Raw genomic sequence first — 26,524 nt, 5'->3', positions numbered from 1 at the left:
GTTGCTTGATATTTTTATGCTTGTGTGAAACATTAAATATATTATACTAATAGTATCGTGTATTTATGTGAGGCGTAGTAATGAATCAACATTTTAAGTTAACTAGTCAGGAGTTTTATGATAACGCTGACCTGTTTAAAGTATTAGAAATAAAAGCTGAGCAAGTTGTAGACAAGAATTATGAAGAGCTTAGCGCAACTTTGAAGAAGCAGCATAAGAAGTTAATTCTTGTAAATCATCCTGACAAAGGTGGAGACAAAGATAGATTTGATCGAATTTATAAAGCTTATCAAGAGCTAAAAAAATATATTGAGCCTTTAGAATTAGGAAATCCTTGTGTTAAAGTCAGTATTGGCGCTGAAAGTGATGGACGTTTAACGGCAAGAGAGTTTCACTATAGGAAAAAGCTGTTCGATACACTAGGGATTGGTGAAGAAGCTATAGGTGGGGATTACGAAAAATTGAATTCTATAATTAGAAAAAAGCTTTATGGGGGTTGTGCTAGAGATGATGTTGAGCAATTACGCTCTTATATTTCTCCTCTACAGAACAAAAAGGATCTAGTAGATGAGGATAAAAAACAATTAGCATTGAAATTTATAGAGTATAAAAATTTTCTACTGCTTGTTCCAAAAATAAGTTTTCTGCCTTTAAGTCTATTAACCACAGTTACTATAGGTTGCTATTTTTCATGGTGGATCATAGCATTTAATATCATTATCAGTAAGCTCTCTAATTCATTAGTAAATTATTATATGGAGAAGTATAAAAACTCAGAAATTTCTACTGATGAATTCATAAGTAAAATGAACTATATCGCGCTAGGCAGTAAGCTTCTTATCAACTATCCTTTAGCTGCTTTTTCTGTTTATTTAGTTACAATAAATTTCATTGCTAATGGATTAACTGTTGGTGGAGCTGTACTTGGTCCACTATTGTTATTGGCAGTATTAATTGAAATGTTAGCTCCTGTTTTCTCAAAAGGCTGTGAAATATATGCTGACAAGCACACAAAAGATTTACTAGAAGAGGATCCAAGAGATAGAGTACAAAAGGAAACCGACCTGTTAGGATGGTATGATCCACGAAGGCTATTAATGCCGATAATTATGCCTCTTGTTAGAAAGTGTTTTGCAGAAGTGGCAAGCGAATTTGCTGAAAGGAATTTTGATGAGGTAAAAACTGATATGTCTGATGTTAATACTGAAGGACTATCTAATCCTCAAGCAATTGAATTTACACAGCAAACAGTGTAGTATAAGCTTTTAGCTCTATGCATGGACTCAAAAAAAGTAGAATTGATATTTGAAAAGTTTCAACAATCAAATCTTGCACCAAAAATAGAGCTAAATTATACCAATCATTTTACGTTATTAGTTGCAATAGTTCTGTCAGCGCGGACGACCGATATAAGTGTTAATAAAATTACAAAGGAGCTATTTAGTATCGCTGATACGCCAGAAAAGATGTTGAATCTTGGGCAAAGTGAGCTGAGAAAATGCATAAGCAGTATTGGTTTATATAATTCCAAAGCAAAAAATATAATCGGGCTCAGTAAAATATTGATTGAGCGGTACAATAGCAAAGTGCCTACTAATTTCGATGATTTGGTATCTTTACCAGGGGTTGGGAGAAAGAGCGCTAATGTGTTCTTAAATTCAGGGCTTGGTATTCCAACATTGGCAATTGATACTCATGTTTTTAGAGTAAGCAATAGAGTTGGGCTTGTGAAAGAAAAAGATATATTTAAAACAGAGCAATCTCTTTTAAATGTGGTTCCAAAAAAATACCTGCTTTATGCTCATCATTGGCTAGTTTTACACGGTAGATACATTTGCAAGGCACAAAAACCTTTGTGTGAAGCGTGCACAATTCATGATTTATGTGAGTTTGAATGCAAGAGGTATAAAGTCTAGCACACTACTCCGATATTCCTTCCTTTTATCATTCAAGTTGGTTCCTTTATGATGACAGTTCCCAGATATTGGTTCTTTTTTTTCTAGATTCCAGTGTCAGCTACTTGAGTGACATGATGGAATATCATCAGGGTACTCTCCTTCTTGTCATCCCAGTGCTTGACACTGGGATCCAGCCTTTCTTACCAACAAAAACTTACCATAAGATGGCCTCTTTTGTGCTCAAAAATTTCTGAATTCCAGTGTCACGCATTGGGATGACGCCTAAGGGGCTACTCGCATGACACCCTCTTTTTAGCCCAAATCACAATGTTCGTACAGCTGTGAGCCACGCGCTGCTCTTTTAGTTACAAATATTAAGACATTAACTAATTTAAAAAAGACAAAAGAATCCCCGTATAGCGAGTTTTAATAATGTAAATTGATAATGTGCTAACAAGCGCGATTTGGCTGAATGTAGAAAAAATAAAAAGACATGCAGCCGCTATAATTTTATGTAATTTGCCAATAAATATCTGAGTTTTTTACTGAATTTTGTCATTGAATCTGCGCAGATCAAAAACAAGAATAAATACTCTTATTGTAAGAGTAAGGGAGTTGGCAAAATCTGTCAAGGAATTTTCTGTTGGCTAAGGTTGTGACAATAAAGTTAAGCGCTGCCAAAAACTATGGAAGAAGTCATTATAATTTGTATTATATCTTTATAAAATGGTTCGCATAAGTTATCTAGAAGTGCAACTAAACAAATACAAAAATCAAAGTGTTGCGGTTTTCGGCCTTGGTAAAACTGGTTTGTCCGTCATTAATGCCCTAACAAAAAGCAGTGCAAAAATATATGCATGGGATGATAATAAAGAGCAAATAGCAAATGCAAAAAAGATATATAAAGAGTGTAACTTTACTCATCCCAATGAGTATAATTGGCATGAGATAAGCACACTAATTTTGAGCCCTGGAGTGCCAACAGAGCCACATTGGATAGTAAAACTTGCAAGAAACTTTAACTGCAAAATAAAATCAGACATTGAGCTATTTCTTGAAACTAAAACTACAAGCCAGAAGGTTGTAGGCATCACTGGAACAAATGGCAAATCAACCACCACGTCATTAATAGGGCACATATTAAAATCCACAGGCAAAAAAGTAGCTATTGGCGGGAATTTAGGTGTGCCTATTTTGGATCTAGAAAGAGACGCAGAAATTTATGTAATTGAATTCTCCTCTTTTCAATTGGAGCTAATAAATAAAATTAATGTAGACATTTCTGTATTGCTCAACATCACACCAGACCACATAGATAGACATAGAAGTATGAATAACTACATAGCAACTAAATTAAAATTGATAAATGGTAGCAAGATTGCCGTGATAGGATGTGATAGCAAAATTACCGCTGATGTATTCAATAAATTCACTGGGAACAAAATTCCAATTTCAGTAACATATTCCCTGGTGTCATTCCAGCACATGACCAGAAAAGAAAAACCATTGCCAACTACTCAGATGATAGAGGGTAGTGCAAGAGATCTAATATCATTGGCAGATAACAATTTGCTTGATTATAGTGAACAGATTACTGGTATAGATCGAAATTATCTGGATCCCAGTGTCAGCTACTTGGATGACAAAAGGAGTGCTGAGATTCAGGAGATCTCGCTAAAACTAGAGAATCACAACTTATCAATGAGTGATATGAAAGTAAACCTAGTATCCAATGTAGAAAATATAGTAGCTGCGCACACCGTGTGTAAGTTACTTGGAGTAGATAGCAACACTATTGTCAATGAAATCAAATCCTTTCCAGGACTAAGGCACAGAAATGAATTCCTTGGCAAAATACATAATGTACTTTTTATCAACGATAGCAAAGCAACCAATGCAGAATCGACCGAAAAGGCAATTTTATCTTATAAAAACATATATTGGATTGTTGGCGGAAAAAGCAAAAAAGGCGGAATAGAATCATTAAGCAAGCATTTCACCAAGATTAGAAAAGCTTTTCTTATTGGAGAATCAACTGAAGTTTTTGCAAACATTATGGAGAACAAAATAGATTATATGAAGTGCTATAATCTAGAAAACGCATTTAAACTGGCTTTTGAAGAGGCCATAAATAACAAAGAAGAAGTAGCGATATTACTTTCTCCTGCATGTTCTTCTTTTGATCAGTGGAAAAATTTTGAAGAACGCGGTGAAGCATTTTGCAGAATGTTTGAAAATCTCAGGTACAATTACATGTAGTGTTTAGTATAATGTTGTATGGAGCAAAAGTTAATAGTAGATGAACTGATTAAGGTTATCCCATTTGAAGGAATAAGTGATGCAACCTTATTAAAAGTATGCACGAACCTTAACTTAGCCAATAGTTTTTGTAAATTTCAAAATGGAATATATAGTGCTTTGGAGTACATAGCAGAAAACTTAAATAGCTCAATGGAAGCTGAACTAAGAAATTCCAATTTAGAAGATATGAAAGTGCGAGAGCGGGTAAAGTTAGCTATTCAAATACGCCTTTCAAACTACGCTAAGTTACCAAATTACAGAGAGTGTTTAAAAAATGTTTTATCATTCTCCATATTACCCCAAAATACATACTTTTCTAGTAAACTCTTGTACAAAACTGTGAGCACAATTTGGTACGGTATTTACGATCAATCAACAGATTTTAATTATTATACAAAAAGGGCAATATTAGCTGGAGTGTACTTAAGTACGATACTTTTTTTTATCAATGATTACTCAGAAGATTTTGTGGATACTCTCTCATTTCTTGACAGGCGTATCAACAATGTCATGACGTTTCAAAAATTCAAAACTCGCTTAAAAGGAATCATAGGAAATTTCTTATAAGCTACTGATTGTTGGTAGAAAAGTACTTGAGCACAATCCTGAAAAGGTTTGTGAAAATAAAAATGTTCATGCTGATCATAAAGAACATTTAGTTTATCGTGAGGATAATAATGGTATAACAAAATACACCAGTTACGAAGAAAAAGAAAATAAATTTATTGAAGAAGCGCATGAATATTTAATAGACTCTGAATTTAATAAAAATTTTGATCTAGGGCACTACAGAATAAGTAATTTCTCCGGAAACTTGACGAAAATAGAACTGAAACTCGTCAATGAAAAGCCTATACAAGTTTAAGTTGATAGAGAAAGAAAAATTATTTTTGCAATACCGTAGGTACGCTCCACAATTATATTGAAGTTTTTATTGCACTCAAAACCTTCATTTTTCCTCATTTCTAGAATTATTAACGCATTATCATTTAACCAGCCTGAGTGAGCTAACTCGTCTAAAGTTGAGTTAAACAGATTGATATTATAAGGTGGATCCATAAAAACTATATCGCACTTTGAAATAGGTCTTGGTAATCCGTTAGCATTGCAACAAATTAACGTGATATCGTTCGTAATTCCAAAATCTTCTGCTGTTTTTTTAGGCAGTTGCAAATTGTAATAATCTGAATCTACCATGAATGCATGTTTAGCACCTCGAGAAAGTGCTTCAAATGAAAAAGAGCCACTTCCGCAGAATAAATCAAGTACATTTAGGTTATAAATAGGTTTTCTTGAAGAAAGTATACTAAATATTGCTTCTCGGACACTACTCATAGTGGGCCGTGCAGCTAAATTCTTGCCTGTAGTTATTTTTCTTCCACGATATTTACCCGCAATAACACGTAACATATAAAACAAGTTCGAAGTTAACTAATTATTTATAATACACATTTAATGTCAACATAGCTTCAGCAGTCTAATAGAAAGAAGGTTGCTTGTGGAGGAACGCAAGATCAATCGCTTTTCTTTGATTTATTTTCTATACTGATTGCACGACCAATCTCGTCTTGTAAATCATCATGGTTGTTTTTTTCATCATGACCCATCCCTTCAATTCTACTTTCTAACTCTAACTTAATTAAAGTATTGATTTTCTCTATACTATCGAGGAAATTGTGACACTCTTCATCACTATATTCCTCACCAGATGCTTTTTTTTCTATAAATAGACTTTTGAAACCTATTAGATCAGAACTCTGATCGGCATTCAACACAATATTTCTCTCTATAAAACTAAGATCTGATAGTAACAAACTAACCTCTAATAGATCTTCACTTTCAATGTTTGCAAGATTATCAAGATCGTCTAAAATAGAGAACATCTTAAGCTCCTTCTGTGCAATTTCTTTGTCTTCTTTGTCAAATTCTGACGATAGCCCTTTATCATCTATAAGTCTCTCATTCAGAGCTTTATTTAGCTTTGAAAGACTAACATCACCTTGCTTAGTGCTATCTAGTAACAAATCTACCCTCGCTCTGCGCGCATTTAAAACATCATTGTAATCGTTTAACTTGATATTACCATCTTCGTCTTGCTGAAAACCATAATAACTTAGCCCTTTGAAATTACGATTCTTCATCATTCTCTATGTTCTCATTCCTTTCATTATCTTGACGCTCTCTATCTTCTCCGGCACGTATAGCTTCTGTAGTGTTTTTTAGGGTTTCTGGTTCCGTACCTAATTTTCGATTTGATTGATTAGGCTTATTTTCTTTTGATGATTCATCTTCTTCTGGTTCTCTCTTGCGGCCAATAGTGTAGTCATGAAGCTTCTCAAGAAATTCCCGTCTATATGTTTTTGCTCTATAGAGTAGATTATGCTGGTAACCATCCTTTTCTCCTGTAGCAGGGTTAATTCCTATAGAGTCGAGACCATGTTCCCAAGTAAACTTCATAGCATCTTCTATTGTATAGCCCAAATGTGATCCTACATATCCTTTATAATATTCTAAATATTTATCAATTCTTCTATGTGCAATATCTTCTTTATCAATTCCAAACGCCCTGTAGATTTTTTCCTCAAGCTTATCAACATCATTTTTAGGTGATGTTGCAAATTTTGTTGCTTCAATAGTAGCACCTACAAGCTTACGTGGCACATTAATAGCATATTTCAGCACACCCCCAACTCCTGGTATTCTACCTAGCAAATTAGCTGTACCTCCAGCTAATCTGTCCGGTACATGAGTAGCCCAATTACCTAAAGACTCTAGCCCTCCACCAATTTTATCTTGCATCTGTTGTTTTAATCCCTGCATTAAACCAGTCACAGGTGATGCTTGATACATACTAGATATATTGTAAACACCAAACCCACCACCGGCAATGCTTGAGCCCATCTGTTGTACAAACTCCTTCAAAGAAAACATCAAAAACGAAAGCAAGAACAATACAAAGATCTCTCCTGCGTTGATTAAATAACCTCTCTGTATGTCTTGCACCCTTTGGTAATCACTATTTTCTTTATAATTTTTGCAATCCTCACAATCTTTACATTTCTGACAGTATTCACTGTTGGGATCCTTATATAAATCATGAAGTTTCAGTATTCTACAACCTTGTTTTTTTATCGCACTCCGCACTAAAGATCTTATTTCATTAATTATTTCCCTATAACTATTGCATTTATTTATATCTTGACAGTAGCGTTTTATTATTTCACTAACATCACCTATCCTTTTCTCTATATTGTTGATCAGTAATATAATGTCAGCCCTCTCTGATGCATGAGATAAACTATTTGTTAAGCGTACTAGATCTTTTGCACTACAGCCATTACTAACTATCATATCACTTTCCGCAATATAGTGGTCTGCTGGATTATCTTTAGTTCCAGGAATTGGATTAAAGAAAGGATAATCTATATAACGAAAACCTTTATTAATGTAATCTGGTGGAAGAGGGATATATCCAGCGCCACCAGTAAACTTTACTGTACCACCTATTCTGCTTAGTTTTTCTATACCTTCTATATTCTTATCTACGTTCAATGGAGAAGCCTCTCCAATAGCATAAGGTACAAAAATTTGCCCTGGAGTCCAGCTAAAGTATTCTTTATCAATTATACAAAAACCACCAAATACCCATTTTGGAGCACATAACTTTATTTCAAGCCATTTATTATAGCACACAGTAAAGCCTAACTGTTTATAAAAGGTATTCATTATCATCGCAGCAAGTAATGACAGCAGGGTAAATATCATAATTGATTGCAAACAGAAACTAATACAGAATTTTATCCAACCCTCAAATAGACTTTTCAGTGGTGAAAATAAAATAGAGATTAGGAATAGCGGCATTATAGCTACAAGAAAAGCTATACCCATAAAACCAGAAAGGAATATTATGTAAGCATACATACACAGCAGGAAATATAAGACAATCCCTATAAAAATTGCCGGTATCATAAGGAGACTTGCCCACATTTGATAATGTAAAAATGCTGCAAACTTTTTCCAAACAGAGTAAGCAAAAAACTTATTAAACATATCCTCCATGAAGCTAAACAATTTAGCTTCATTTCCTTGAGCAACGTTTGAATTACCTCCGGTGTTCATGTTGGGAGCAAAATTAGTAATTATGCTTATCAATTGTTCAAGACCTTTAACAAATAAAACAAGAAAATGATCATAGAAAAATCTAAAACTTCCAGGAGATATAAGCACTATTACTAGAGTGATTTTCATCATTCTGATGAGCATATCATGCTTAGTTTCTCTTATCATTCCAAAAAGATAAAGAAGCGATGAAATCACTATAAATAGAACAAGCAAGGAAAGAACAAAATTGTGAAAGCTCGTACTTTTTTCAGCTATATTTTGAAATATCGCTTGTGCAGCTGCAGGATCATTGCTATCAAAATGCTTTTTACAATTTTCGTTAATCAATAATACACATTTTAGATAGTTATAAACGTAATCAAAAAATCCAAAGTTACTTGGTTTCTGCACTCCGCTCAAAAATTCAAAAGAGTAGCCACCTGCATTATCTAGATAATATCTATCTAATATCTTTACATATATTTTCCATCCTTTTTCTAACCTCACCGTATTACAATTCCTGTCCTGTAATATGGTGTTATCTCTGTCTAAAGTAAAAAGACCGCTCCCATTTTCTGCCATGGAGTTGTAACCTAGATGTACAGTAGGATATTGAGGATCGCGCATTAACTTTAGATTTTCGTTAGGATCACCTTTCCCCGTTTTAAACAAAAGATAAGCACCATGACCGTTGGTAAACCAACATGGAGCACCACGTGATACTGTATTTGCGCTATCATCTTCATTAATGCACTTGCACTTTACAGTGCAACTTGCTTTAGGCTTACTTGAAAATTTTTGTATGCTAGGTTTATAATCATTACAAACTAAGTGAAAGTCAGGCAGACTGTTGTCACCTTCCCCTCTTTCAAATTTGGTTGCATATTTTAACTGCTCCAAACTTTCCAAACTATAACTACTTTGAGATTTCTTCTTATTACTATTGCTCCAAGATGTCCATGCACCATTTACTCGTACTACTAAACTATCTCCATTGGTTTCAAATCCAGTATCTTTCCACTTCACCACTTGATTAGAGTGAAAACCATAATTAATTTCTCCAGTATTAGGATCAATAATTTCTCTATCTTCTGGAACAAAAGCATCATGATCTCTTGAAAAATGAGCACCAATTGCAATGGGTTCAGGACCAAAATAATCAGCAGATATACATCTTGGAAAAGGCATATCATTCTTACTACAACCTGTAACCAGAACACAGATTACCAAAATTAATAACCTAAACCAACATTTGCCTAAGCGTGATTGCATACCTAAACTTTTTCCAATACAGAATAAATTTCTAAAACCTTACTTCAAATATCTTTTTAATTAGTTACTCCATATATCTCATCAATCTTCCTTGACTTGTCCTTTTGTTTTATCAGAATCCTTTTGCTTATCTGGCTGGCTTAGTGTTTCAGATTTGCTCATTTCTCTGCCAGTACTCGCTTTCCCATCTGCTTGCTTTGGTGTATCAGGCAATTTAGCTTCAATTTTGCTACGATCTTTACTCATTCCCTGCTTGATGTTATGTATCACATTTTGGGTTCTATCATCAAGGCCAACAGTTGACAGCATAGCTTGTGATGCGCTCCTAGAAATATGACTAACACTTTGAGCAACTCCATAACCAGAGCTGAACAACGCCTGCGCCATAGTTTCTGATATAGAAACAAAAGCTTCCATTGCACTAGCAATGATGAGATATATAAATGCCTGGATTAGATCTATAGGTAATGCTGCAAAGTGCCCACCAGCCCTTTCTCCAGTACTGAGCGCAACATCAACACTAGTACCAGGACTATACCCAAGAGGTAATATTGATTTCATAAGACACAGATCATACGATAAAAAATTTACACTAATTAAGCATTGATAGCATGCAGAAAAATTTGTGAGGTTGTATAGAACTGAATACATTAACTGGTTTAAAAGAGACAAGGATGAAAATAAAATGACTGGTTGCAATGAAACATGAGCCAGCGTTTTTATCCAATTATCAAATAATGTTTTAGTTTGTTGAAATAGAATAAATACGATAAATAAAGGTGCCAACGACAATAAAAATGCTACTAAAACAGTAGATATTACATACTTAAACGTAGCACTAATAATGCATCTTAAAAACACAAAAGTGGCATAAAGTATTGCCAAAAATGCAATAAAGCCAAAAGGTCCTGATAGCATTAAAGACAAAAATTTCAGCCATGTTTCTCCTGTAAATAATACTCCCGCTGTTAAATCTAAGAATGCAAATTTTTTACCTCCTTCTCCTATATAGCCAGAAAAACTATCAACTAAATAAATGCTACCATCAACAAAAAGCCCAGACAAAGTTGTACCAAAGAATTCCCAACTTCTATCACTAAAAGCAAAAGCTATAAATGCTATTTTGAACATTCTTATAATAAAATCGAATTTACTTAGCTGTATTGTTCCAAGCATATAGCCAACAACAGTAAATATAACGTATAGAATAAGTAAAGCTCTTACTCCTTGTAGAAGCCCTTTTCTATATCCTTCATATGGAATTTTAATTCCGTTTTCACTCCCGTCTGTTATGAAATCAAAAATCTTGTTTACAGTTGATGAAATAAAATCGTTTATTTTTCTTTTTAAAAATAAATTTACTGTGTATTTGTTATCTTCATAATATTTGCCTTCTTTGTCCGTAATATCATCTTTCTTTACGTTTTCTACATTAATACCAAAGTATATCTTTTTAGACTCTTTATCCTTTAAATGACTTCCATCTATTATGTAATAGTCTACATTATCCTCTGTTATTTTATCTAATTTCTTTACTTTTTTGAAATTATTAGTCTTTCGAGCAGATGGATCTTCTGGCGGGTTATCACCCAAATACACATACAGTTTTTCGCCATTAATATATTCACATGATCTAGTCACTTTAACATGGTACCCACCCCTATTAGCTTTATAGTGACCATAATCTGCAATAGCGAGCATCACACTACTACCAGATGTTACATTTTTTACTGTATAGTCACTATTTAATTTCAGAGAAAAATCCTTAAAATTATCACTAATTTGCGAACACACATTATCCTTTCTTGCACCTACTTCATTATCTGGAAGACATTGCATACCTTTAGCAGTACCTTGATTATCAAGATCACCAATTTTTGCAACAAGAGCCTCAGCCCAAGATTTATCATCTTCAGTAAAACTACCTGCTTTAACATTCCCTTCCATTTTTTCTAGATAAGAATACATATCACATTTATTTCCCTTATCGTACTTCTTATACCTTATAGAGGAGACACAGTTCCGTTCTCCTGCTTGACCTAAACCATAATTCCATATACCCTTTTCGGTATAGCACACATTCTGATAGTAACAGTTAAGCTCATAAGAGCTGTATTTTTTTATCTCGTTAGGATCGCATTTTTTTTCTTTGCATAGTTGATCTAACCCTATTTTAGTAGAGCTGTACTTTTTCACCTCGTTAAAATCGCAGCTTTTTCCATCACATAATTCATTCAATCCTATTTTAGCGCGGCGTAAATCTAATAACGCACCATTCATCCATGGTTCGTCTTTAATATAACCTTTATTAAAATGCACCTTATTATCATATGGAGTGTACCCATTGCCAACTAGAACCTTATACTCTTGGTCACGTCCCCCCCTTTTATCTAGTGGCTTAAGCTCAATTTCATGTTGACCACCTTGAGCATCTCTATAAGAAAATTTACCCCCTTTACATATCTCTTTTGCAGTAGCTTTACTGCCATCACTGTCGTAATAATTGCTATCAAAAATAACTTCTCCTTTAAGAAGGTCTAATTTATCACAATCGATTGTTACCTTTCTGGGAACTAAGCTGAAGCTTAACTTATCACCAGGATTTACTTTAATTCCAGTATCCACATAACGTCTATTGCTGCCAAATCCTTTACCACCGCACAATTCGTTTTCATTTACGCCTTTTTCCTCAACGCCATAATTATTAGGCACATCGTTAATATTTGCAGCTTTACTATAATTTGGTTCTGAGCCATCAGTACAAAATACAGCAGGCACAAGTACTTCCCTTGGATTTTTGTCTTCTTTAAGAGGGCAAAAATTTACTGATCCATCGAGGGTGAATTTGATTTTCTCACCCTGACTAATTACCTGACCAGAATCAACCCAATGAATTTTATCGGCTTTATGAACTGGAACATCCACATTAACGCTGGTGTTTCTGCTCTGCAACCCAGGTTCAACACAATCCATTGTGCAGCCAGTAATTACAAGACATAGTATCAATAATAATGATTTTCTGCTCATCATTGATTTCCTGTGTTTGTCGGTATTTTAGGTGCTGATCTTTGAGCTGATTGTGGTATTTGAGGTCTTCGACTTGGTGTACCAGATTGCTGACCTGCTCTTTTTTGGATACTTTGTTCATCTAAACCTACTGTTCCCATTAAGCTTTGCTGATATTGCCTTCCTGGTTCGCTTGCTACATAAACACCAAACAACGAATCAGATATTGTTGAAGATGCCTCAACTAAAGCTTTCATAGCATGTCCCAAAATCACAAAAGCCATCATAGCTGTGATGTTAGGTGCATGTTTGGAAGCATAACCATAAATAATACAAGGATTAAAAATCTTTAAGTTAAGATTAAGTATACATGTAGGACAGACCTCAAAATTAAAGACCGAATACACAATATAATCCATAACCTGGCTTATTAATGATATAAAAATTAAAAGCACTACCGGATGAATTGCAAATCTTGCTAAATTTTTGACCCAATTGTGAAACATCTGTCTAGTATATCCAAATAGAAGGCAAATAATAAAAAGAGGCGCCAAGGAAAGCAATAATGCAACTATTGCTATAGATGTGATAAAAGAAAATAAGGCGTTAAACATCGATAAGCTCACTGTTATCAAACCCCAAATCACCAAGCAAAACGATACAATACCCAAAGGACCGGAGAATATAAGAGATACTATTAGTAACACTGAGTGTGCTGATAAAAACCTATTGAGCGGTAAATCAAGAAATTCAAAAACATTTGATGTTGTACCTCTGAAATTTGCTATTTCTATTAACTGTTTTGGAGCATTAACAAAAATAGAAAATGCATTGTTATAAAAAAAACTCCAACTGTTATCGTTCAGCAATTGGGTAATAACTCCTATCTTTACACATATAATTAAAAATTCATATATAGAAGCATGAGATAATCCAAAAAAGTAATAAAGGGTGTATAAAACTATATATAATACTAATAACGACACTATTGTAGATCTGATGGTATTTGTTCTATTTGATGCTACAAAACTTTGATAAAGAGACTTCACAGGGCTAGTATCAGAGTGAATCGCGTTAGTGTCTTTGTAGCTAGAACCGAAAAATGCAGTTTTTACTTTTTCATCAAAAAAATTATATATCGCACTAAAAGTTCTTACAGGTGGCTCTTTAGTTGTAAGGTTAATGCTAAACTGACCCTCATTTTTCTTATAATCACAGCCATGATCTCTTATTCCGTAATATATAGTGCCACTCTTGTCCTTTAGCTTTTCTTTTAAGCCTTCCATATATTGAGTATTATAAACTTTGCTAATGTCTACAGGTATATCTCCCTGAGTTTCATCGGGCTCACGCTCAGGAAATTTGTCAGAAACGCTTATATATAAGCTTTTTTCTAAATTAGGGATTCTTGTTACTCTTATGTTGAAACCACCCTTGCCCTTACCATCACCTAAACTAAAAGTTAACTCTGGTTTTGGATGGTTACGATCTATCTTATGATCACAGTTAATACATATACCGCCTCCTGGAATGTGTTCAAATTCCTCATTATCCATGTGAACACGTAATAGTGTAATGTCAGTTTTTACCCGTTTTTCCTTTAATACGTTATCAATAATTTCAGCAATAACAGATTCACCTCTAGAATTTAAAGTATTGAATATCTCACCTTCTATACTATTGTATTCAATATATACGCAACCTTTTTCTCCGCTGCCGAAAGAAAATTTACATATACGTCCACAGAGTAAATTTAAAATGCGCGTATCTATCTTACTTGCACTGCTCTCTGAAAGCTTGCTACAGTCTACATTTTCCCCTTGCTGTTTTATAGAGTCGATGACATTTCTAATTTCCTCTCTTTCACTTTGATCTAATTCTGAAGACCAGTACTCTTTTCCATTTAACCATTGTGCATTGCCTATTTCATATTTATTAGGACATATTTCACCTTGACACTTCTCTTGATTTAAAACATGTGAAAAATACTCCTTTTCCCCTTCACCGCAATTTTCGTCAATTTTTTTGCAGGTGACCATGCCATTATTGTTTTTACACATTTTACTTCCAACAACACTAAAGCTTATCGCATCGCCAGCTTTAAGCGCAAACGGTAATGTAACGTTTCTTACTCCAGGTTCAATTGCAAAATCTTTATATTGCGAACAAAAATTAACCTTATTAGGTACTATATTAATCTCTGTTACTTTTATTTTATCCGAAATATAGACTCCAGAATCAACCCATTTCTGCTCTGTTGACACTATATCCAATTTCTCACGCAAGCCTGATGAATCTTCTGGCTTAATACACCCGCACCCAGATAATAAAAAGAGTATCACAAAACTTATGCATAGCTTAACCAAATTTTGGTTGCTCAAATGTTCAAACATCTGTTACTCACCTGCGCTCACTCTCCACCTGATTTTATAGATTCACTAGAGGAAGATCCCGATCCCTTATTATCATCTCCACCTCCTCCAATAGCCCCTCTTGCCTTATTTACAGCCGCAGCAGCAACTTGACCAGCACCTCCAGCAGCAGCTTTGGCAGCAGATAAAGCTTTATTCACCATTTGTGCAGGAGTGCTACCTGAACCAAGTGCTGCTCTGTGATTACCAGCAAGCTCAGCAGCCATGCCGGGAAGAACGTTTAAAAAGTGGTAAAAGAGGAATAATACTAAACACAATTTTAATAATTCTCCGATTAGAGAGCTGCCAAACTCCATGTATGTAAAGTCGAATAGACCAAGTATGCTGCTCTTTTTAAAGCTATAATTTTGCATCATACATGCGAGAGTAGTTTCATTTTTATCACATTCCCCATCTTTCAATTTAAACCACTGTTTTTTCTTACTATATGAGATTTCTGCTTGTTTCTTTTCATATGACTTGTCTGGTTGTTCATTTTTATATGACTCGTCCAGTTTAAAATTTAAATTTTTAAAATAGATTTTATCACATGCTATGAACATAAAGGATAAAAACGCAAAAAGGATAACCGGGTATAAGCTATAGGTAATCAACTCTTTCACCCAGCCGTCAAAATATCCTTTGGTGTGTTGGAATAAAACCATAGGAATAAACAAAGGTGATAGAATAACAATTACACTTAAAGCAACTAGAGATAAAATAAATACATAGCACATCCACAAAATAACCATCATCAGCAAAATGGCCATAAATATACAGACAAGAGCTACTAAAATTTGTCCACCAGCGAAAATAATACCAATCACCGAACCTGCAACTAACAAGACAGGAGCAGCGCCAAGCAAAACCGCTAACGTTGCAACACCTCCAGTACCAATTTTGCCACCAATTCCATCTAAAGGGGCACCTAAATAAAATAAAATTCTGCAATCAAGCCTATCCCAAGGTGCAAGATAACTGTAGGATACCTTCTGCCCTGCACGATCGTATTCATAATCTTTACCTGCCTCATAATTACATATATTTTTACTCTCAGATGAAGCTTTAAGCACTATTTCTGATAAGCCGTTCGAAAGTTTTGTTAATTCCCCGTAATAATGAGACATGGTACTACCTGTTGTGAAGTAAATCACCAAAGCAAACTTAATGATCAATATATACATTTCTTGTGGACTACGCATTCCACCAGACATGGCTTTTATAGAGAACAATATCAAAGCTAAAATTAAGATAGCAGTAACAGTGTTCTTCAGTCTTTTTTGTGCTACAGACAAAAAACTACCCTTAGCATGTTCATTTTTGTCTGTAAGTAAGTTACCACTTGAATCAATACCTGCCACTAAATTATCTAACGACTCCTTAATACATTGCACTATCATAGAAGTTATTGGAATAGGAGATAATGACTTACTTCCCGCTTGATTGTAGCAAGCTTCAGAGACATACGAGCTAAAACAGCTTTTATTGTCATAACCTACAAAAATTTTTCCTTCTTTTTCTTTTTTCCTGATAAGAGTTTTATAATCGTCATCCCTGTTGATAAAACTCCTTTCTTCACCACCTGTACCATTTTTATTTTTGAATAATATCACAGATTGTTCACACATAGGAGCAATCGGATCAGGTGGTAATTCCGTGCATCCTATATCAATTCCTTGCGGCCAAGCAGTTCCAGCTGCCCTAACTTCAGCCAATTCCACACATAACCTACCCATTTTTCTCACTGCCCTGAACGTTGATCCATATATGTCTTCGCTCTGTCCTGCTTTGAGAACTTTACATTTCAGCTCACCATCGACCGTCGGGGACCATGACCCATCTACATATCCAGTATCTTTTTCCCTTACATCAAAGTCTATGTATCCAGGTTTTTCTCTGGAATCAAAGTCTTTCTTGTTAAAAAGATTACCAAAAGTTAAAGGATTTCGATGACATATTTCTATATATTCACTGTATTGCACACCGTTTTTTGGCCAGTAGTAGTGTTCCCTATCAACATTCACAACATCCCAATCAGTAAAGTTTAAAATATCTTTCTCTGTTTGTTTTCCATCTTTTCCTGATCTTTTCTGTAATGCAGAAAAATATTCATCTTCTGTTCGATAATTTTTATCTGTATCACCACTATAACCTGTATCTTTTAGTTTAAAATTTTTATATCTCCCATCATTATCGTATGCAACTGGATGCCTAACAAAACTATGCTGACAAACAATAAGTCCCCCAACTGCCTTCCAGACTCCAACAATTGCAGCTATCATTCCAACGATAACAAGAGCAGTAAATAAACCAGCAGAAGAGACAATCAAAACAATACCAGTAAATATTGCACCAATAGCAATTGCTATCCCAGCAACTGCTGCAGATGTTTCAAACGCCTTACAGTCAGGATTAGAGGCACGGCTAAAGCTACCAGTAGAATTAAATCTGCTAACAAATTCCGTTTTGTCAGTACCACTTACTGTATCTGCAAACACTGGATACGAGAGCAAAAAATCTATATTTAACAAAAATATCGCAACTAACAGTAATGACAGTTTAGTTTTAAACATTTTTCACCTTTTGATAAAACACAGGCAACCACATCTTTGGATCATCTCCGACTTCTTTCAGTATATCATATAACAATAGAACACTTTCCGCACGTCCAGATAACACGTTGACCACATCATCCAAATCTTTCAGATCTATTCTAGCTACTACAGCATTAACTCCCTGCTTTACTAAAAAGAATCTAGTACTTGGATCTGTGTGTTTGATCAGTATGTACTCACGTTCAGTTAACATAAAAACATCTCGATAGACACTAGTAGCTTTCAGATTTGGCAAAAAAATTTGTGTTGCTGTCTGCTGTACAAGCGTATCACTAATAGCACTTTTACTTGCATCTTCAACACTCTGAGTAGCAAAAACTACAAAAGCATTTAACTTTCTCAGCACTTTCAACCAGTCTTTTATCTTAGGTGCAAAAACTGGATTATCTATTAACGCCCATGCTTCATCAAGAACAATAATAGATGGAGTGCCATCAAGCGATATACTAATCCTATGAAACAAATAAATCAAGACCGGCCCAAGAGCAACAGGATCTTTTAGCAAGCTAGCCATTTCAAAGCCAAACACTCTTGCTTTTGAAAAATCTAGCAAATCTTCTTTATTGTCAAATATTGCAGCATGAGAGCCATCATCATGCCACATAGATATTGCTCCAGCTAGAGTATCAGGGCCCGCAAGTCCTAAAAATGGTACAAGATTTCTCAAAAATCTGTCTTCTTTTTTTAATTTAAAATTTCCCTCAATTGCATCATTAATTCTAGCAATATCTTCTGAAGTGAATTTATCGTTGTACACTAAAATTAAAGATTTTATCCATTCCATCAAAAATGTTTTATTATCAGGAGTATCGTCAAGTTGCAGAGGATTAAAATTTGTCTTAGTTCTTGGTTCTATTATAGTATAGATACCACCAAGTGCTCTTAAAAAAATTTCTGCACCGCGATCTTTATCAAAAAAGAATATTCTTGGAGAAAATTTCATTGCTTGAGCACATAAAAAATTCATTAAAACAGTTTTGCCAGCACCTGTTGGCCCAATTATCATAGTATGTCCAACATCCCTTATATGAAAGTTGAAGAAAAATGGAGTGCCAGATGTTGTATCAAAAACTGTAACAGCATCTCCCCAGTGGTTATTGAATTTTTTACCAGTAGGATAATTATGTTGAGATGCAAAACCGGCCAAATTAAGACTACTTATTGTACCTTTTCTTACTATATAATCAAAATTACCAGGAATTTGCGCCCAAAATGCTGGTTCTAGATTAACCCTCTCACGAACAGGATAAACACCACAATTAGAAAGCTCCGATTCAACCAATGATAAAGCATTGTCCAATGATTTAGGGCTTTTTTCTATACATAAGATAGTTAAATGGTGTTCACCAAACGCAATTTTACCACTCATTGCATCATCAAGCGCATGAGAAATTTCTGCTATTTGAGAAATAGCTTTATCTGCAGATTGTATCATACGATTTTGCTGTATCTGCATTTTCGCAATTGCCATTTGCCTATTTGTAAATTGAAAAGACTGCGTGATAATAAATTCATAAGGAAGTTGTAAAAAAGAATCAAGCATTCCTGCGGAAGTATTATTTCCATATTCTTTGATACTAACTATTCCAGCATATTTACTTTCATTATGAGTCACAACCTGTATCATCTTATGGCCAAAAAATAACCTATGAACTGGTAAGTATCTTGATATTTCAGTTTTTAGTGGAAAAAGCGTATTTGTAACAAAGCCACAATTTACAATTCTAGACAGAAACTCCATTATTTCACAAAACAGCCCGTTTGGAGTTTCTTTTACTCCAAGGACTTTAGGCGAATAATTCCTAAGGCTTGTTACTATACGATTTGTCGTTTCCTCTAAATCTTCATAGGTATCACGCATATCACTTTCCCAAGCATGTTTTGAAGTTACATGCCCAAATTTTTTCAGTAGATGTGATAAAAATTCTACTCCCTTTGTATCTGCCCTACGAATAATCGTAATGTATAAATCATTAATAAAAGATTGCCTAGTTGCGTGTTTTTCTCTCCATTTTAGATTTACATGGTTAGCAAAAAAATTTGGTAAACTCTGGTTTGCAAATTCATCAGAAAAGATATTCTTCTTACGCCTGATGGTATGAAAGTACAAACTAAATGCTGGAGATGAAATGCTTCTTAGCATCTGATTTCTGATATTATTTTGTATCACCAAGTCTTCATCATCGGCCGTTTCAAACGCAAAGCCATTTAATTTTATAAATTTAACTAACCAATTCTGCTTTGTTATCAAGGTTGTACTATTCCAATAGCAAGAATAAGGTATAAATTCGGCAGCGTGAACCTCTCTACTTAGAATAGATTTATTCTTTGATTGAATAGCTCTAAATCTCAACATTGCATAACATCAAGTAATGTCATAAGAATTGGCTCCATGATAAAACCGATTTAAACATTTGGAACATTTTCCCAACTTTACCATAAATAACTCAATAAACAACGGTTCCTTTGCAGAAGCTATATAGCCAAGTCCATGTATACCTGGTAACATCAGGAGAATTACTCTAAGATCATTTGTGTTAATGAAAATTAGCATGCAAATTAAAACGTTTAATATTGCAAACATATAACTCACACCAAAAAGCATCGCAGGTCTTGTAAGACCTTTAAATAATTGATCCGTTTGTATATTACCTGTGGACATACCCTTGATCTTCTAATTAATAGCTCTAACACTAATACTACATCATTAATTAAAAATCTATTGAAATGAATAGCACTTTAGGTAAGATAACCAATTTAACTCTAACGATGACAAACTGGCCATTTCAAGAAGCAGAAAAAATACTACAAGAATTCCCTAATAAAAAAGAGATAACATTTGAGACTGGATATGGGCCATCAGGTTTGCCACATATTGGTACTTTTGGGGAAGTTTTTCGTACCACAGTTATTGCAAACGCTCTAAAAAAAATAGCTCCTAGTATAAAAACCAAAATCATTGCAGTTTCCGACGATATGGATGGTTTACGAAAAATACCAGATAATGTACCAAATCAGGAAATGCTAAGAGAGAATCTGAACAAGCCATTAACCATGATACCTGACCCATTTGGCACTCATGAGAGTTATGGCCATCATATGAATTCATTGCTGTGCAAATTCCTTGATTTATTTGAGTTTGAATACGAATTTAGAAGCGCTACAGAGTGTTATAGATCTGGTGTTTACGATGAAAAGCTCTTACTCTTGCTGAAAAATTACGACAGAGTAATGGAGGTAATGCTTCCATCATTCCGAGAAGAAAGACAGCAAACCTACAGTCCATTCTTACCGTTATGCCCAAAAACTTCTCAAGTTCTACAAGTTCCAGTAATTGAAAGAAATACAGATAAAGGAACAATCAAATATAAAGAAGCAAATGGAGAAGAAATAGAAGTTCCAGTAACAAAAGGCAGATGCAAATTGCAATGGAAACCTGATTGGGGAATGAGATGGGCTGCATTCGGAGTTAATTACGAAGCTCATGGAAAGGATTTGACTCCATCTGCTGTGCTTTCAAGTCAAATATGTAAAATACTTGGAGAAAAGCCACCGCTTTTGTTTTGCTATGAGTTATTTCTTGATAAAGAAGGAAAGAAGATATCAAAATCAAAAGGAAATGGTATTTCAATTGAGGAGTGGCTAACTTACGCACCCACAGAGAGTTTAGCGTTATACATCTTTCAGAGCCCTAGAAAAGCTAAACGTTTATATTTTGATGTGATACCAAAATCAACTGATGAATATTTGGAGTTTGTTAAGCGTTATAATGAAAGTAAAGAAAAGGATGTAAACAGTCCTGTATGGCACATCCATCAAGGTAAAGTTCCAAACGTAGAAACTTCAGGCATAAATTTTTCGTTACTTTTAAACCTGGCAGCAGCTTGTAATGCTGAAAATAAAGAGATTCTTTGGGGTTTTATATCAACTTATGCACCAAACGTTACACCAGAAAGCAACAAAATGCTAGATAGGCTTTCGGATTTTGCAGTTAGGTATTATCACGACTTTATCAAGCCAACAAAAGCGTATAAAGCTTCAAACGAAAAAGAGAAAGAAGCGTTACTAGATTTAAAGAGCAACCTACATTCCCTGCCTATTACAGCCACTGCTGAAGAGATTCAATCTCAGGTTTTCTCCATCGGAAAAAAACATAATTACAATAACTTACGCGATTGGTTTCAGTTTTTGTATGAAACATTACTTGGACAAAAAACCGGTCCTAGAATGGGATCTTTTATCAAGCTTTATGGGATAGATAATACAATCTCTCTTATAGAAAGTGCTACTGAACGTACACTTTAGAGTTTACCTTCTTCCATTTGAGCTCTCTAGTTTTATTACTTGACAAACCTTCCCACTTTCCTTATTATATCAATAAGACTATTTATCCTTGTTTTTGATCCGCGCAGACTCAACGACAAAATTCAGTAAAAAACTCAGATATTTATTGGCAAATTACATAAAATTATAGTGGCTTTTTTTATTTTTTCTACATTCAGCCAAATCGCGCTTGTTAGCACATTATCAATTTAAATTATTAAAACTCGTTATACGGGGGTTCTTTTGTCTTTTTTTTATTTAGTAAATTTCTTAATATTTATAGCTAAAGTAATTTTAGAGAGCCAGCGCGTGACCAACCTGGTCAGTTTTCTGAATCCCAGTACTGGAATGACAAGAAGAGAGCTGACTTGAATGACACCAAATGGACACTGGGACAGAGGCTACTTGAATAATATTTCACCATGTCATTCCAGCACTTGATGCTGGAATCCAGAAGTTTTTTTGAGCACAAAAGTTATGCTAAGTTTTTCTTGGTAAGAAACCAGTGTCAGCTACTTGAAAAGTAAGAAGAGACTTCTTCCTTCTACTTAACTACACTGTTGCGCCTAACTTTGAAGAAACTTCTAGTTGTGAATCAACTTCATTTAGCTCATTACAAGGCTTACACACTTCATACGTAATACCACCAGTAACAAGTCCTGTAAGTACGAAAGCAGCAACAGCTATACCAATTAAAGCCAATATTGGTAATGCAACACCAGCAGCAAAACATCCACCACCAACTGCTAATGCAGCTACAACACCACAAACACTACCAATCATTATTGATTTATTAGTAGTTTTTACTATATTTTCTTCAGTTCTAGGCACACTACTTTCAGGCACTAAAGGCTTTTCATTACTTTTACAAGTAGTTTTTACTATATTTTCTTCAGTTCTAGGCACGCTACTTTCAGGCACTAAAGGCTTTTCATTACTTTCACAACTAGATATGCTATCTGCAAGTATTGCTAGCCAATTATCAATTTTAGTTTCTTGCCCTTCATCTTGCTCTTTACTTTTTAATGATTCTAAAATCTTCTTGAGATTTGCACGATCACTTTCCTGCATGCTATTAAGCAGTTCTTCTAATACACTATTTTTTTGAGCTACATCTAAAATAACTTTGATTGTTTCCTCAAAAATTATTGAAATTCATAGCATAGGCAAGCGGTGTTAGATTATACTCTCTACCATCTTTTAACTTTTTAGTTATATTTGCAGTAGTAAGAACTTCTTTTTTATCTTCACTTGCTTCTACAATAACTTTGATTTTTTCCTTAAAATTATTGAAATTCATAGCATAGGCAAGCGGTGTTAGATTATACTCTCTACCATCTTTTAACTTTTTAGTTATATTTGCAGTAGTAAGAACTTCTTTTTTATCTTCACTTGCTTCTACAATAACTTTGATTATTTCCTTAAAATCATTGAAATTCATAGCATAGGCAAGCGGTGTTAGATTATACTCTCTACCATCTTTTAACTTTTCAGTTATATTTGCAGTAGTAAGAACTTCTTTTTTATCTTCACTTGCTTCTACAATAACTTTGATTTTTTCCTTAAAATTATTGAAATTCATAGCATAGGCAAGCGGTGTTAGATTATACTCTCTACCATCTTTTAACTTTTCAGTTATATTTGCAGTAGTAAGAACTTCTTTTTTATCTTCACTTGCTTCTACAATAACTTTGATTATTTCCTTAAAATCATTGAAATTCATAGCATAGGCAAGCGGTGTTAGATTATACTCCGTACCACCTTCTAACTTTTCAGTTATATTTGCAGTAGTAAGAACTTCTTTTAATACGCCTTCTTTTTTAATTTCTTCAAGAATAGGAGTAATATTCTTTTTATTTTCTATCGCATCCTTTAACTTATTATATAATTCCTTTTGCTTCTCTGTTAAATCTTCGTACCTTGACATATTAACTTCTCCTATATAATATACTTTAATTATTATCTATCTAAGTAATAAAGTCAAGAATTTAATTAATTGTCATAAATATTTAAACAAGAAAAAGGGGCTTTTGTGCAAGCGTTATTAATCTTCAGTTTAATAGGATAAGATTCGTCAACGTTTCTGTAAGTATCTTCTATATAGAAGAGTTGCTACCAATAAAGCCTAAGCTGACCAAATACATTTCTGTAGATTCAGATCTACTTGATTTTGGTTTGAAGTATCTTACTGTTTTGAACATTTTTTTTAGCTCATTGCAGAAATCTTTATCAGACTCTCCTTGAAAAATTTTTACTACAAATTTGCCATCATGATTCAAAAAATGCTTTGCAAAATTGAGCGCTGCTTCGCATAAAAGCATAATTCTGATATGATCTAACGATTTTAAACCGCAAGATTCGGGTGCCATATCAGATAAAATTACATCAAATTTGTGATCCTTGAATTTTTCTCTTAAAATTTCAAGTTCGCTGATAATATCACACTGTATACACTCTACTCCACTAATTGCATTTATTGGTTTTATGTCAACAGCAATCACATTCGCTCCTTTCTTAGATGCAACTTGTGACCATCCACCAGGAAAAGCGCCAAGATCAATAATTTTTTGCCCTTGTTGGAGTAGTTTAAATTTATCGTCTATTTCTATTAACTTATATGCCGAGCGCGATCTATAACCGTCCTTATTGGTTTTTTGCACATACTGATCATTCAAATGGCGATGTAGCCATCTTGTTGAAGATAACTTTCTACCTCTAGCTGTTTTTACTCTGGTCTTTATACTAATAACCTACTTATTATTGATTATATCTTTGAGCTCTTTTTCAACTACTTCTTTTACCAATGCATGTAGATACTTATTCAGCCACTCTGAAAGCTGAGGTTTTAAAAGAGATACAACTAATTCTTCAACAGTAAGATCCGCTCTTTTTTGTTGTTTATGCCGTAGTTCGCTTTGCATCTTTTCAAGCAATGTTTTAATTTCCTCCATATTTTCTTTTAAAACTAAATGCTCGTTACTTTGTTCTTGATAGCTCACTTTGTTATTACTCATTTGGATATTATCATACAAATTTTTCTCTTCTGAGTTGTAACTATTAAATTGGTTATTCATTTTCTCACTTTGACAATCATTCTCTTCTTCACTATTTTCCTTTTTATCATCAACATCTTTTTCAATTTCTTCTAGGTATTCCTCTTCAAGGCATAATACTTCATCATCTTCATCCATTACTTCTGCTTTATCGCCACTTGGATTTTTACCCGATATAGCTTTTTTTATATCTTCTAGTATATCTTTTACAGATTGATTATCGCTCATACCATTAAATTTAAAGGTTTATACTATTTATCATAAAAAGCAAGTTGTAAACACTAATTACATAATTGCTTTTTGCTCCAACCAGATCGGAGCGTGCTTTAAATAATGCATCTTCAGTGTCCAAAAGGTCAGATGTACTCTTTAAACTTAAGTTTACCTCTTGCTTAACTCCTTCCAATGCTAAAGCTGCTGCTTTTTCCGCTTCTTGACTTGCTTTAATAATAGCTTTTGCTGTCAGCACGTTATTCCAAGCATTTACAACTGCTTCTTCTATATTTTTTACCGTTTCATAATAATCGTAGGTAGATTTTTTTGCATCCATTTTAGCTTTACTGACACCAAAAGCATTCGCTCCTTTTTTAAAGATTGGAACATCAAGAGTAAAAACTATATGAACATTTTCTAATAGCTTGTCTAATTTTACACCATCTTTCCCAAAATTTTTGTTTGCTCTTAGATTTAAAGAAGGAAGCCACTTGGAGCTTTCAGCGATCACTTCCATTCCAGCAGCTCTTTTTTGATAAACTGCTGCTTTTAGAGATAAATTATTGGTTTTTGCTAATTGTAAACATTCATTTAGCTCTGGAACAGAAGGTAATTTATCATTAGCTTCAGAAAGTTCATCAGCATCTTCGCCAATCAAATGATAATAAGCAATATTTGCCAATTTTAATTTACCTTCAGCATCAACTCTTTCGGATATAGAAGACGAAAATTTTGCTTTTGCTAGCAAAACTTCAGCATTAGTAACTTCTCCAAGGGAAAAGCGTTTTTTCATAGCTGACAAATGTTCCAAAGAAACGCGTTCTCTATGTTCTCTGAGCTTTAATATTTCTGTCTTTTGTAAAACACTAACATATGCTTTCACAGCATTAAGTGCAAGCTCTTGTTTTGACTGCTGAAATTGCATTTTTGCTGCTTTGAGAAGATTACTTGATCGGCTGAATGTAGCAAAGGTGCCACCACCATCTATTATTCTTTGACTTAATATTAGATGCTTTCCAGAGTTTTCCAGGCTAAAACTACTATCGAAATTATATTGTAAATTAATGTCAGGTAAAAATCCAGCTAACCCAGAAGATTTATAATATTTTTCTGCGCTTTTATATTGGTAAAATTGAGACTTTATTTTTGAGCTATTTTTGATAGCTTTGCTTATAGCCTCTTCCAAATCGATTGCATAGCAATCTATAGCACTAAAAGCGATTACAAATATAATAATCAATCGAAACATTTTGCTTTCTAGCATATTATTAAAGTTATTAGCATAAATTACTTTAATAATCAATAACTAATGTTGTTGACACTATCAAGCA

18 protein-coding genes and 1 pseudogene are annotated in these 26,524 nt (G+C 34.1%); 6 read left to right on the top strand and 13 right to left on the bottom strand.

The window, feature by feature from the left end; all coding sequences use genetic code 11:
• Nucleotides 1–80: 80 nt before the first annotated feature.
• The 5 genes and pseudogenes from OPS21_RS01790 to OPS21_RS08135 form a co-directional block, all read left to right on the top strand.
• Complete coding sequence (locus OPS21_RS01790; protein ID WP_264336213.1) at nt 81–1,256, top strand: molecular chaperone DnaJ; 1,176 nt, start codon at nt 81–83, stop codon at nt 1,254–1,256.
• Nucleotides 1,257–1,277: 21 nt separating this feature from the next.
• Complete coding sequence (gene nth, locus OPS21_RS01785; protein WP_264336214.1) at nt 1,278–1,916, top strand: endonuclease III; 639 nt, start codon at nt 1,278–1,280, stop codon at nt 1,914–1,916.
• A 708-nt stretch (nt 1,917–2,624) separates the two neighbouring features.
• Nucleotides 2,625–4,157 carry a UDP-N-acetylmuramoyl-L-alanine--D-glutamate ligase gene (gene murD / locus OPS21_RS01780; protein WP_265027679.1) on the top strand — a complete coding sequence of 511 codons (1,533 nt, stop codon included), beginning with the start codon at nt 2,625–2,627 and terminating at the stop codon, nt 4,155–4,157.
• A gap of 18 nt (nt 4,158–4,175) precedes the next feature.
• Nucleotides 4,176–4,766, top strand: coding sequence for a COQ9 family protein (locus tag OPS21_RS01775; protein ID WP_264336216.1), 591 nt, complete (start codon nt 4,176–4,178; stop codon nt 4,764–4,766).
• Nucleotides 4,767–4,788: 22 nt separating this feature from the next.
• A pseudogene (locus OPS21_RS08135) lies at nt 4,789–5,064 on the top strand (hypothetical protein); the annotation flags it as partial.
• Here OPS21_RS08135 and rsmD read toward each other — a convergent pair.
• The 8 genes from rsmD to OPS21_RS01735 form a co-directional block, all read right to left on the bottom strand.
• The gene (gene rsmD / locus OPS21_RS01770) at nt 5,061–5,609 is read right to left on the bottom strand and encodes a 16S rRNA (guanine(966)-N(2))-methyltransferase RsmD (protein WP_264336217.1); all 549 of its coding nucleotides are present in this window, start codon (nt 5,607–5,609) and stop codon (nt 5,061–5,063) included. The pseudogene OPS21_RS08135 and the gene rsmD overlap by 4 nt on opposite strands.
• 104 nt (nt 5,610–5,713) lie before the next feature.
• Nucleotides 5,714–6,343, bottom strand: coding sequence for a WD_0853 family protein (locus OPS21_RS01765; RefSeq protein ID WP_264336218.1), 630 nt, complete (start codon nt 6,341–6,343; stop codon nt 5,714–5,716).
• A complete protein-coding gene (locus OPS21_RS01760) occupies nt 6,327–9,572 on the bottom strand; it encodes a TrbL/VirB6 family protein (protein ID WP_264336219.1) in 3,246 nt (1,081 codons plus the stop codon). The genes OPS21_RS01765 and OPS21_RS01760 overlap by 17 nt, the downstream gene beginning before the upstream one ends.
• Nucleotides 9,573–9,653: 81 nt before the next feature.
• Nucleotides 9,654–12,602, bottom strand: coding sequence for a type IV secretion system protein (locus OPS21_RS01755; protein ID WP_264336220.1), 2,949 nt, complete (start codon nt 12,600–12,602; stop codon nt 9,654–9,656).
• On the bottom strand, nt 12,599–14,971 hold the full coding sequence (locus OPS21_RS01750; protein WP_264336221.1) for a TrbL/VirB6 family protein: 2,373 nt from the start codon (nt 14,969–14,971) through the stop codon (nt 12,599–12,601). Before OPS21_RS01750 ends, OPS21_RS01755 begins: the two co-directional genes overlap by 4 nt.
• 17 nt (nt 14,972–14,988) lie before the next feature.
• Nucleotides 14,989–17,562, bottom strand: a complete 2,574-nt coding sequence (locus OPS21_RS01745; RefSeq protein ID WP_264336222.1) for a TrbL/VirB6 family protein — start codon at nt 17,560–17,562, stop codon at nt 14,989–14,991.
• Nucleotides 17,555–19,960 (bottom strand): VirB4 family type IV secretion/conjugal transfer ATPase, encoded by a 2,406-nt coding sequence (locus OPS21_RS01740; RefSeq protein WP_010402460.1) that lies wholly within the window; start codon nt 19,958–19,960, stop codon nt 17,555–17,557. Before OPS21_RS01740 ends, OPS21_RS01745 begins: the two co-directional genes overlap by 8 nt.
• A 9-nt stretch (nt 19,961–19,969) precedes the next feature.
• A complete protein-coding gene (locus OPS21_RS01735) occupies nt 19,970–20,266 on the bottom strand; it encodes a type IV secretion system protein VirB3 (RefSeq protein WP_108784517.1) in 297 nt (98 codons plus the stop codon).
• A gap of 65 nt (nt 20,267–20,331) precedes the next feature.
• Between OPS21_RS01735 and OPS21_RS01730 the strand changes: the two genes are divergently transcribed.
• Nucleotides 20,332–21,909 (top strand): lysine--tRNA ligase, encoded by a 1,578-nt coding sequence (locus OPS21_RS01730; RefSeq protein WP_264336223.1) that lies wholly within the window; start codon nt 20,332–20,334, stop codon nt 21,907–21,909.
• Nucleotides 21,910–22,479: 570 nt separating this feature from the next.
• Here OPS21_RS01730 and OPS21_RS01725 read toward each other — a convergent pair.
• From OPS21_RS01725 to OPS21_RS01705, 5 genes are all read right to left on the bottom strand, one after another.
• Complete coding sequence (locus tag OPS21_RS01725) at nt 22,480–22,998, bottom strand: magnesium transporter (RefSeq protein WP_264336224.1); 519 nt, start codon at nt 22,996–22,998, stop codon at nt 22,480–22,482.
• 67 nt (nt 22,999–23,065) lie between these two features.
• A complete protein-coding gene (locus OPS21_RS01720) occupies nt 23,066–23,854 on the bottom strand; it encodes a hypothetical protein (RefSeq protein WP_264336225.1) in 789 nt (262 codons plus the stop codon).
• A gap of 169 nt (nt 23,855–24,023) precedes the next feature.
• Entirely contained in the window at nt 24,024–24,602 is a 579-nt protein-coding gene (locus OPS21_RS01715) for an RlmE family RNA methyltransferase (protein ID WP_127463758.1), read from the bottom strand.
• A gap of 75 nt (nt 24,603–24,677) precedes the next feature.
• Nucleotides 24,678–25,208, bottom strand: coding sequence for a PopZ family protein (locus tag OPS21_RS01710; RefSeq protein ID WP_264336226.1), 531 nt, complete (start codon nt 25,206–25,208; stop codon nt 24,678–24,680).
• Between the two features lie 10 nt (nt 25,209–25,218).
• Entirely contained in the window at nt 25,219–26,442 is a 1,224-nt protein-coding gene (locus OPS21_RS01705; protein WP_264336227.1) for a TolC family protein, read from the bottom strand.
• Nucleotides 26,443–26,524 lie beyond the last annotated feature (82 nt).

Origin of the sequence: Wolbachia endosymbiont (group B) of Chorthippus parallelus, from assembly GCF_947251815.1 — a bacterium.
GTDB lineage: Bacteria > Pseudomonadota > Alphaproteobacteria > Rickettsiales > Anaplasmataceae > Wolbachia.
The sequence above is the reverse complement of the archived record's forward strand: the minus strand, read 5'-3'. Positions and strand labels throughout refer to the sequence as shown.

Coding starts and splice junctions, on each gene's coding strand:
- OPS21_RS01735 (WP_108784517.1), bottom strand. CDS start 20,266: ATGTCCACAGGTAATATACAAACGGATCAATTATTTAAAGGTCTTACA.
- OPS21_RS01765 (WP_264336218.1), bottom strand. CDS start 6,343: ATGATGAAGAATCGTAATTTCAAAGGGCTAAGTTATTATGGTTTTCAG.
- OPS21_RS01725 (WP_264336224.1), bottom strand. CDS start 22,998: ATGCAGGAAAGTGATCGTGCAAATCTCAAGAAGATTTTAGAATCATTA.
- OPS21_RS01760 (WP_264336219.1), bottom strand. CDS start 9,572: ATGCAATCACGCTTAGGCAAATGTTGGTTTAGGTTATTAATTTTGGTA.
- OPS21_RS01705 (WP_264336227.1), bottom strand. CDS start 26,442: ATGTTTCGATTGATTATTATATTTGTAATCGCTTTTAGTGCTATAGAT.
- murD (WP_265027679.1), top strand. CDS start 2,625: ATGGTTCGCATAAGTTATCTAGAAGTGCAACTAAACAAATACAAAAAT.
- rsmD (WP_264336217.1), bottom strand. CDS start 5,609: ATGTTACGTGTTATTGCGGGTAAATATCGTGGAAGAAAAATAACTACA.
- OPS21_RS01740 (WP_010402460.1), bottom strand. CDS start 19,960: ATGTTGAGATTTAGAGCTATTCAATCAAAGAATAAATCTATTCTAAGT.
- nth (WP_264336214.1), top strand. CDS start 1,278: ATGGACTCAAAAAAAGTAGAATTGATATTTGAAAAGTTTCAACAATCA.
- OPS21_RS01755 (WP_264336220.1), bottom strand. CDS start 12,602: ATGATGAGCAGAAAATCATTATTATTGATACTATGTCTTGTAATTACT.
- OPS21_RS01720 (WP_264336225.1), bottom strand. CDS start 23,854: ATGTCAAGGTACGAAGATTTAACAGAGAAGCAAAAGGAATTATATAAT.
- OPS21_RS01745 (WP_264336222.1), bottom strand. CDS start 17,562: ATGTTTAAAACTAAACTGTCATTACTGTTAGTTGCGATATTTTTGTTA.
- OPS21_RS01730 (WP_264336223.1), top strand. CDS start 20,332: ATGAATAGCACTTTAGGTAAGATAACCAATTTAACTCTAACGATGACA.
- OPS21_RS01775 (WP_264336216.1), top strand. CDS start 4,176: ATGGAGCAAAAGTTAATAGTAGATGAACTGATTAAGGTTATCCCATTT.
- OPS21_RS01750 (WP_264336221.1), bottom strand. CDS start 14,971: ATGTTTGAACATTTGAGCAACCAAAATTTGGTTAAGCTATGCATAAGT.
- OPS21_RS01710 (WP_264336226.1), bottom strand. CDS start 25,208: ATGAGCGATAATCAATCTGTAAAAGATATACTAGAAGATATAAAAAAA.
- OPS21_RS01790 (WP_264336213.1), top strand. CDS start 81: ATGAATCAACATTTTAAGTTAACTAGTCAGGAGTTTTATGATAACGCT.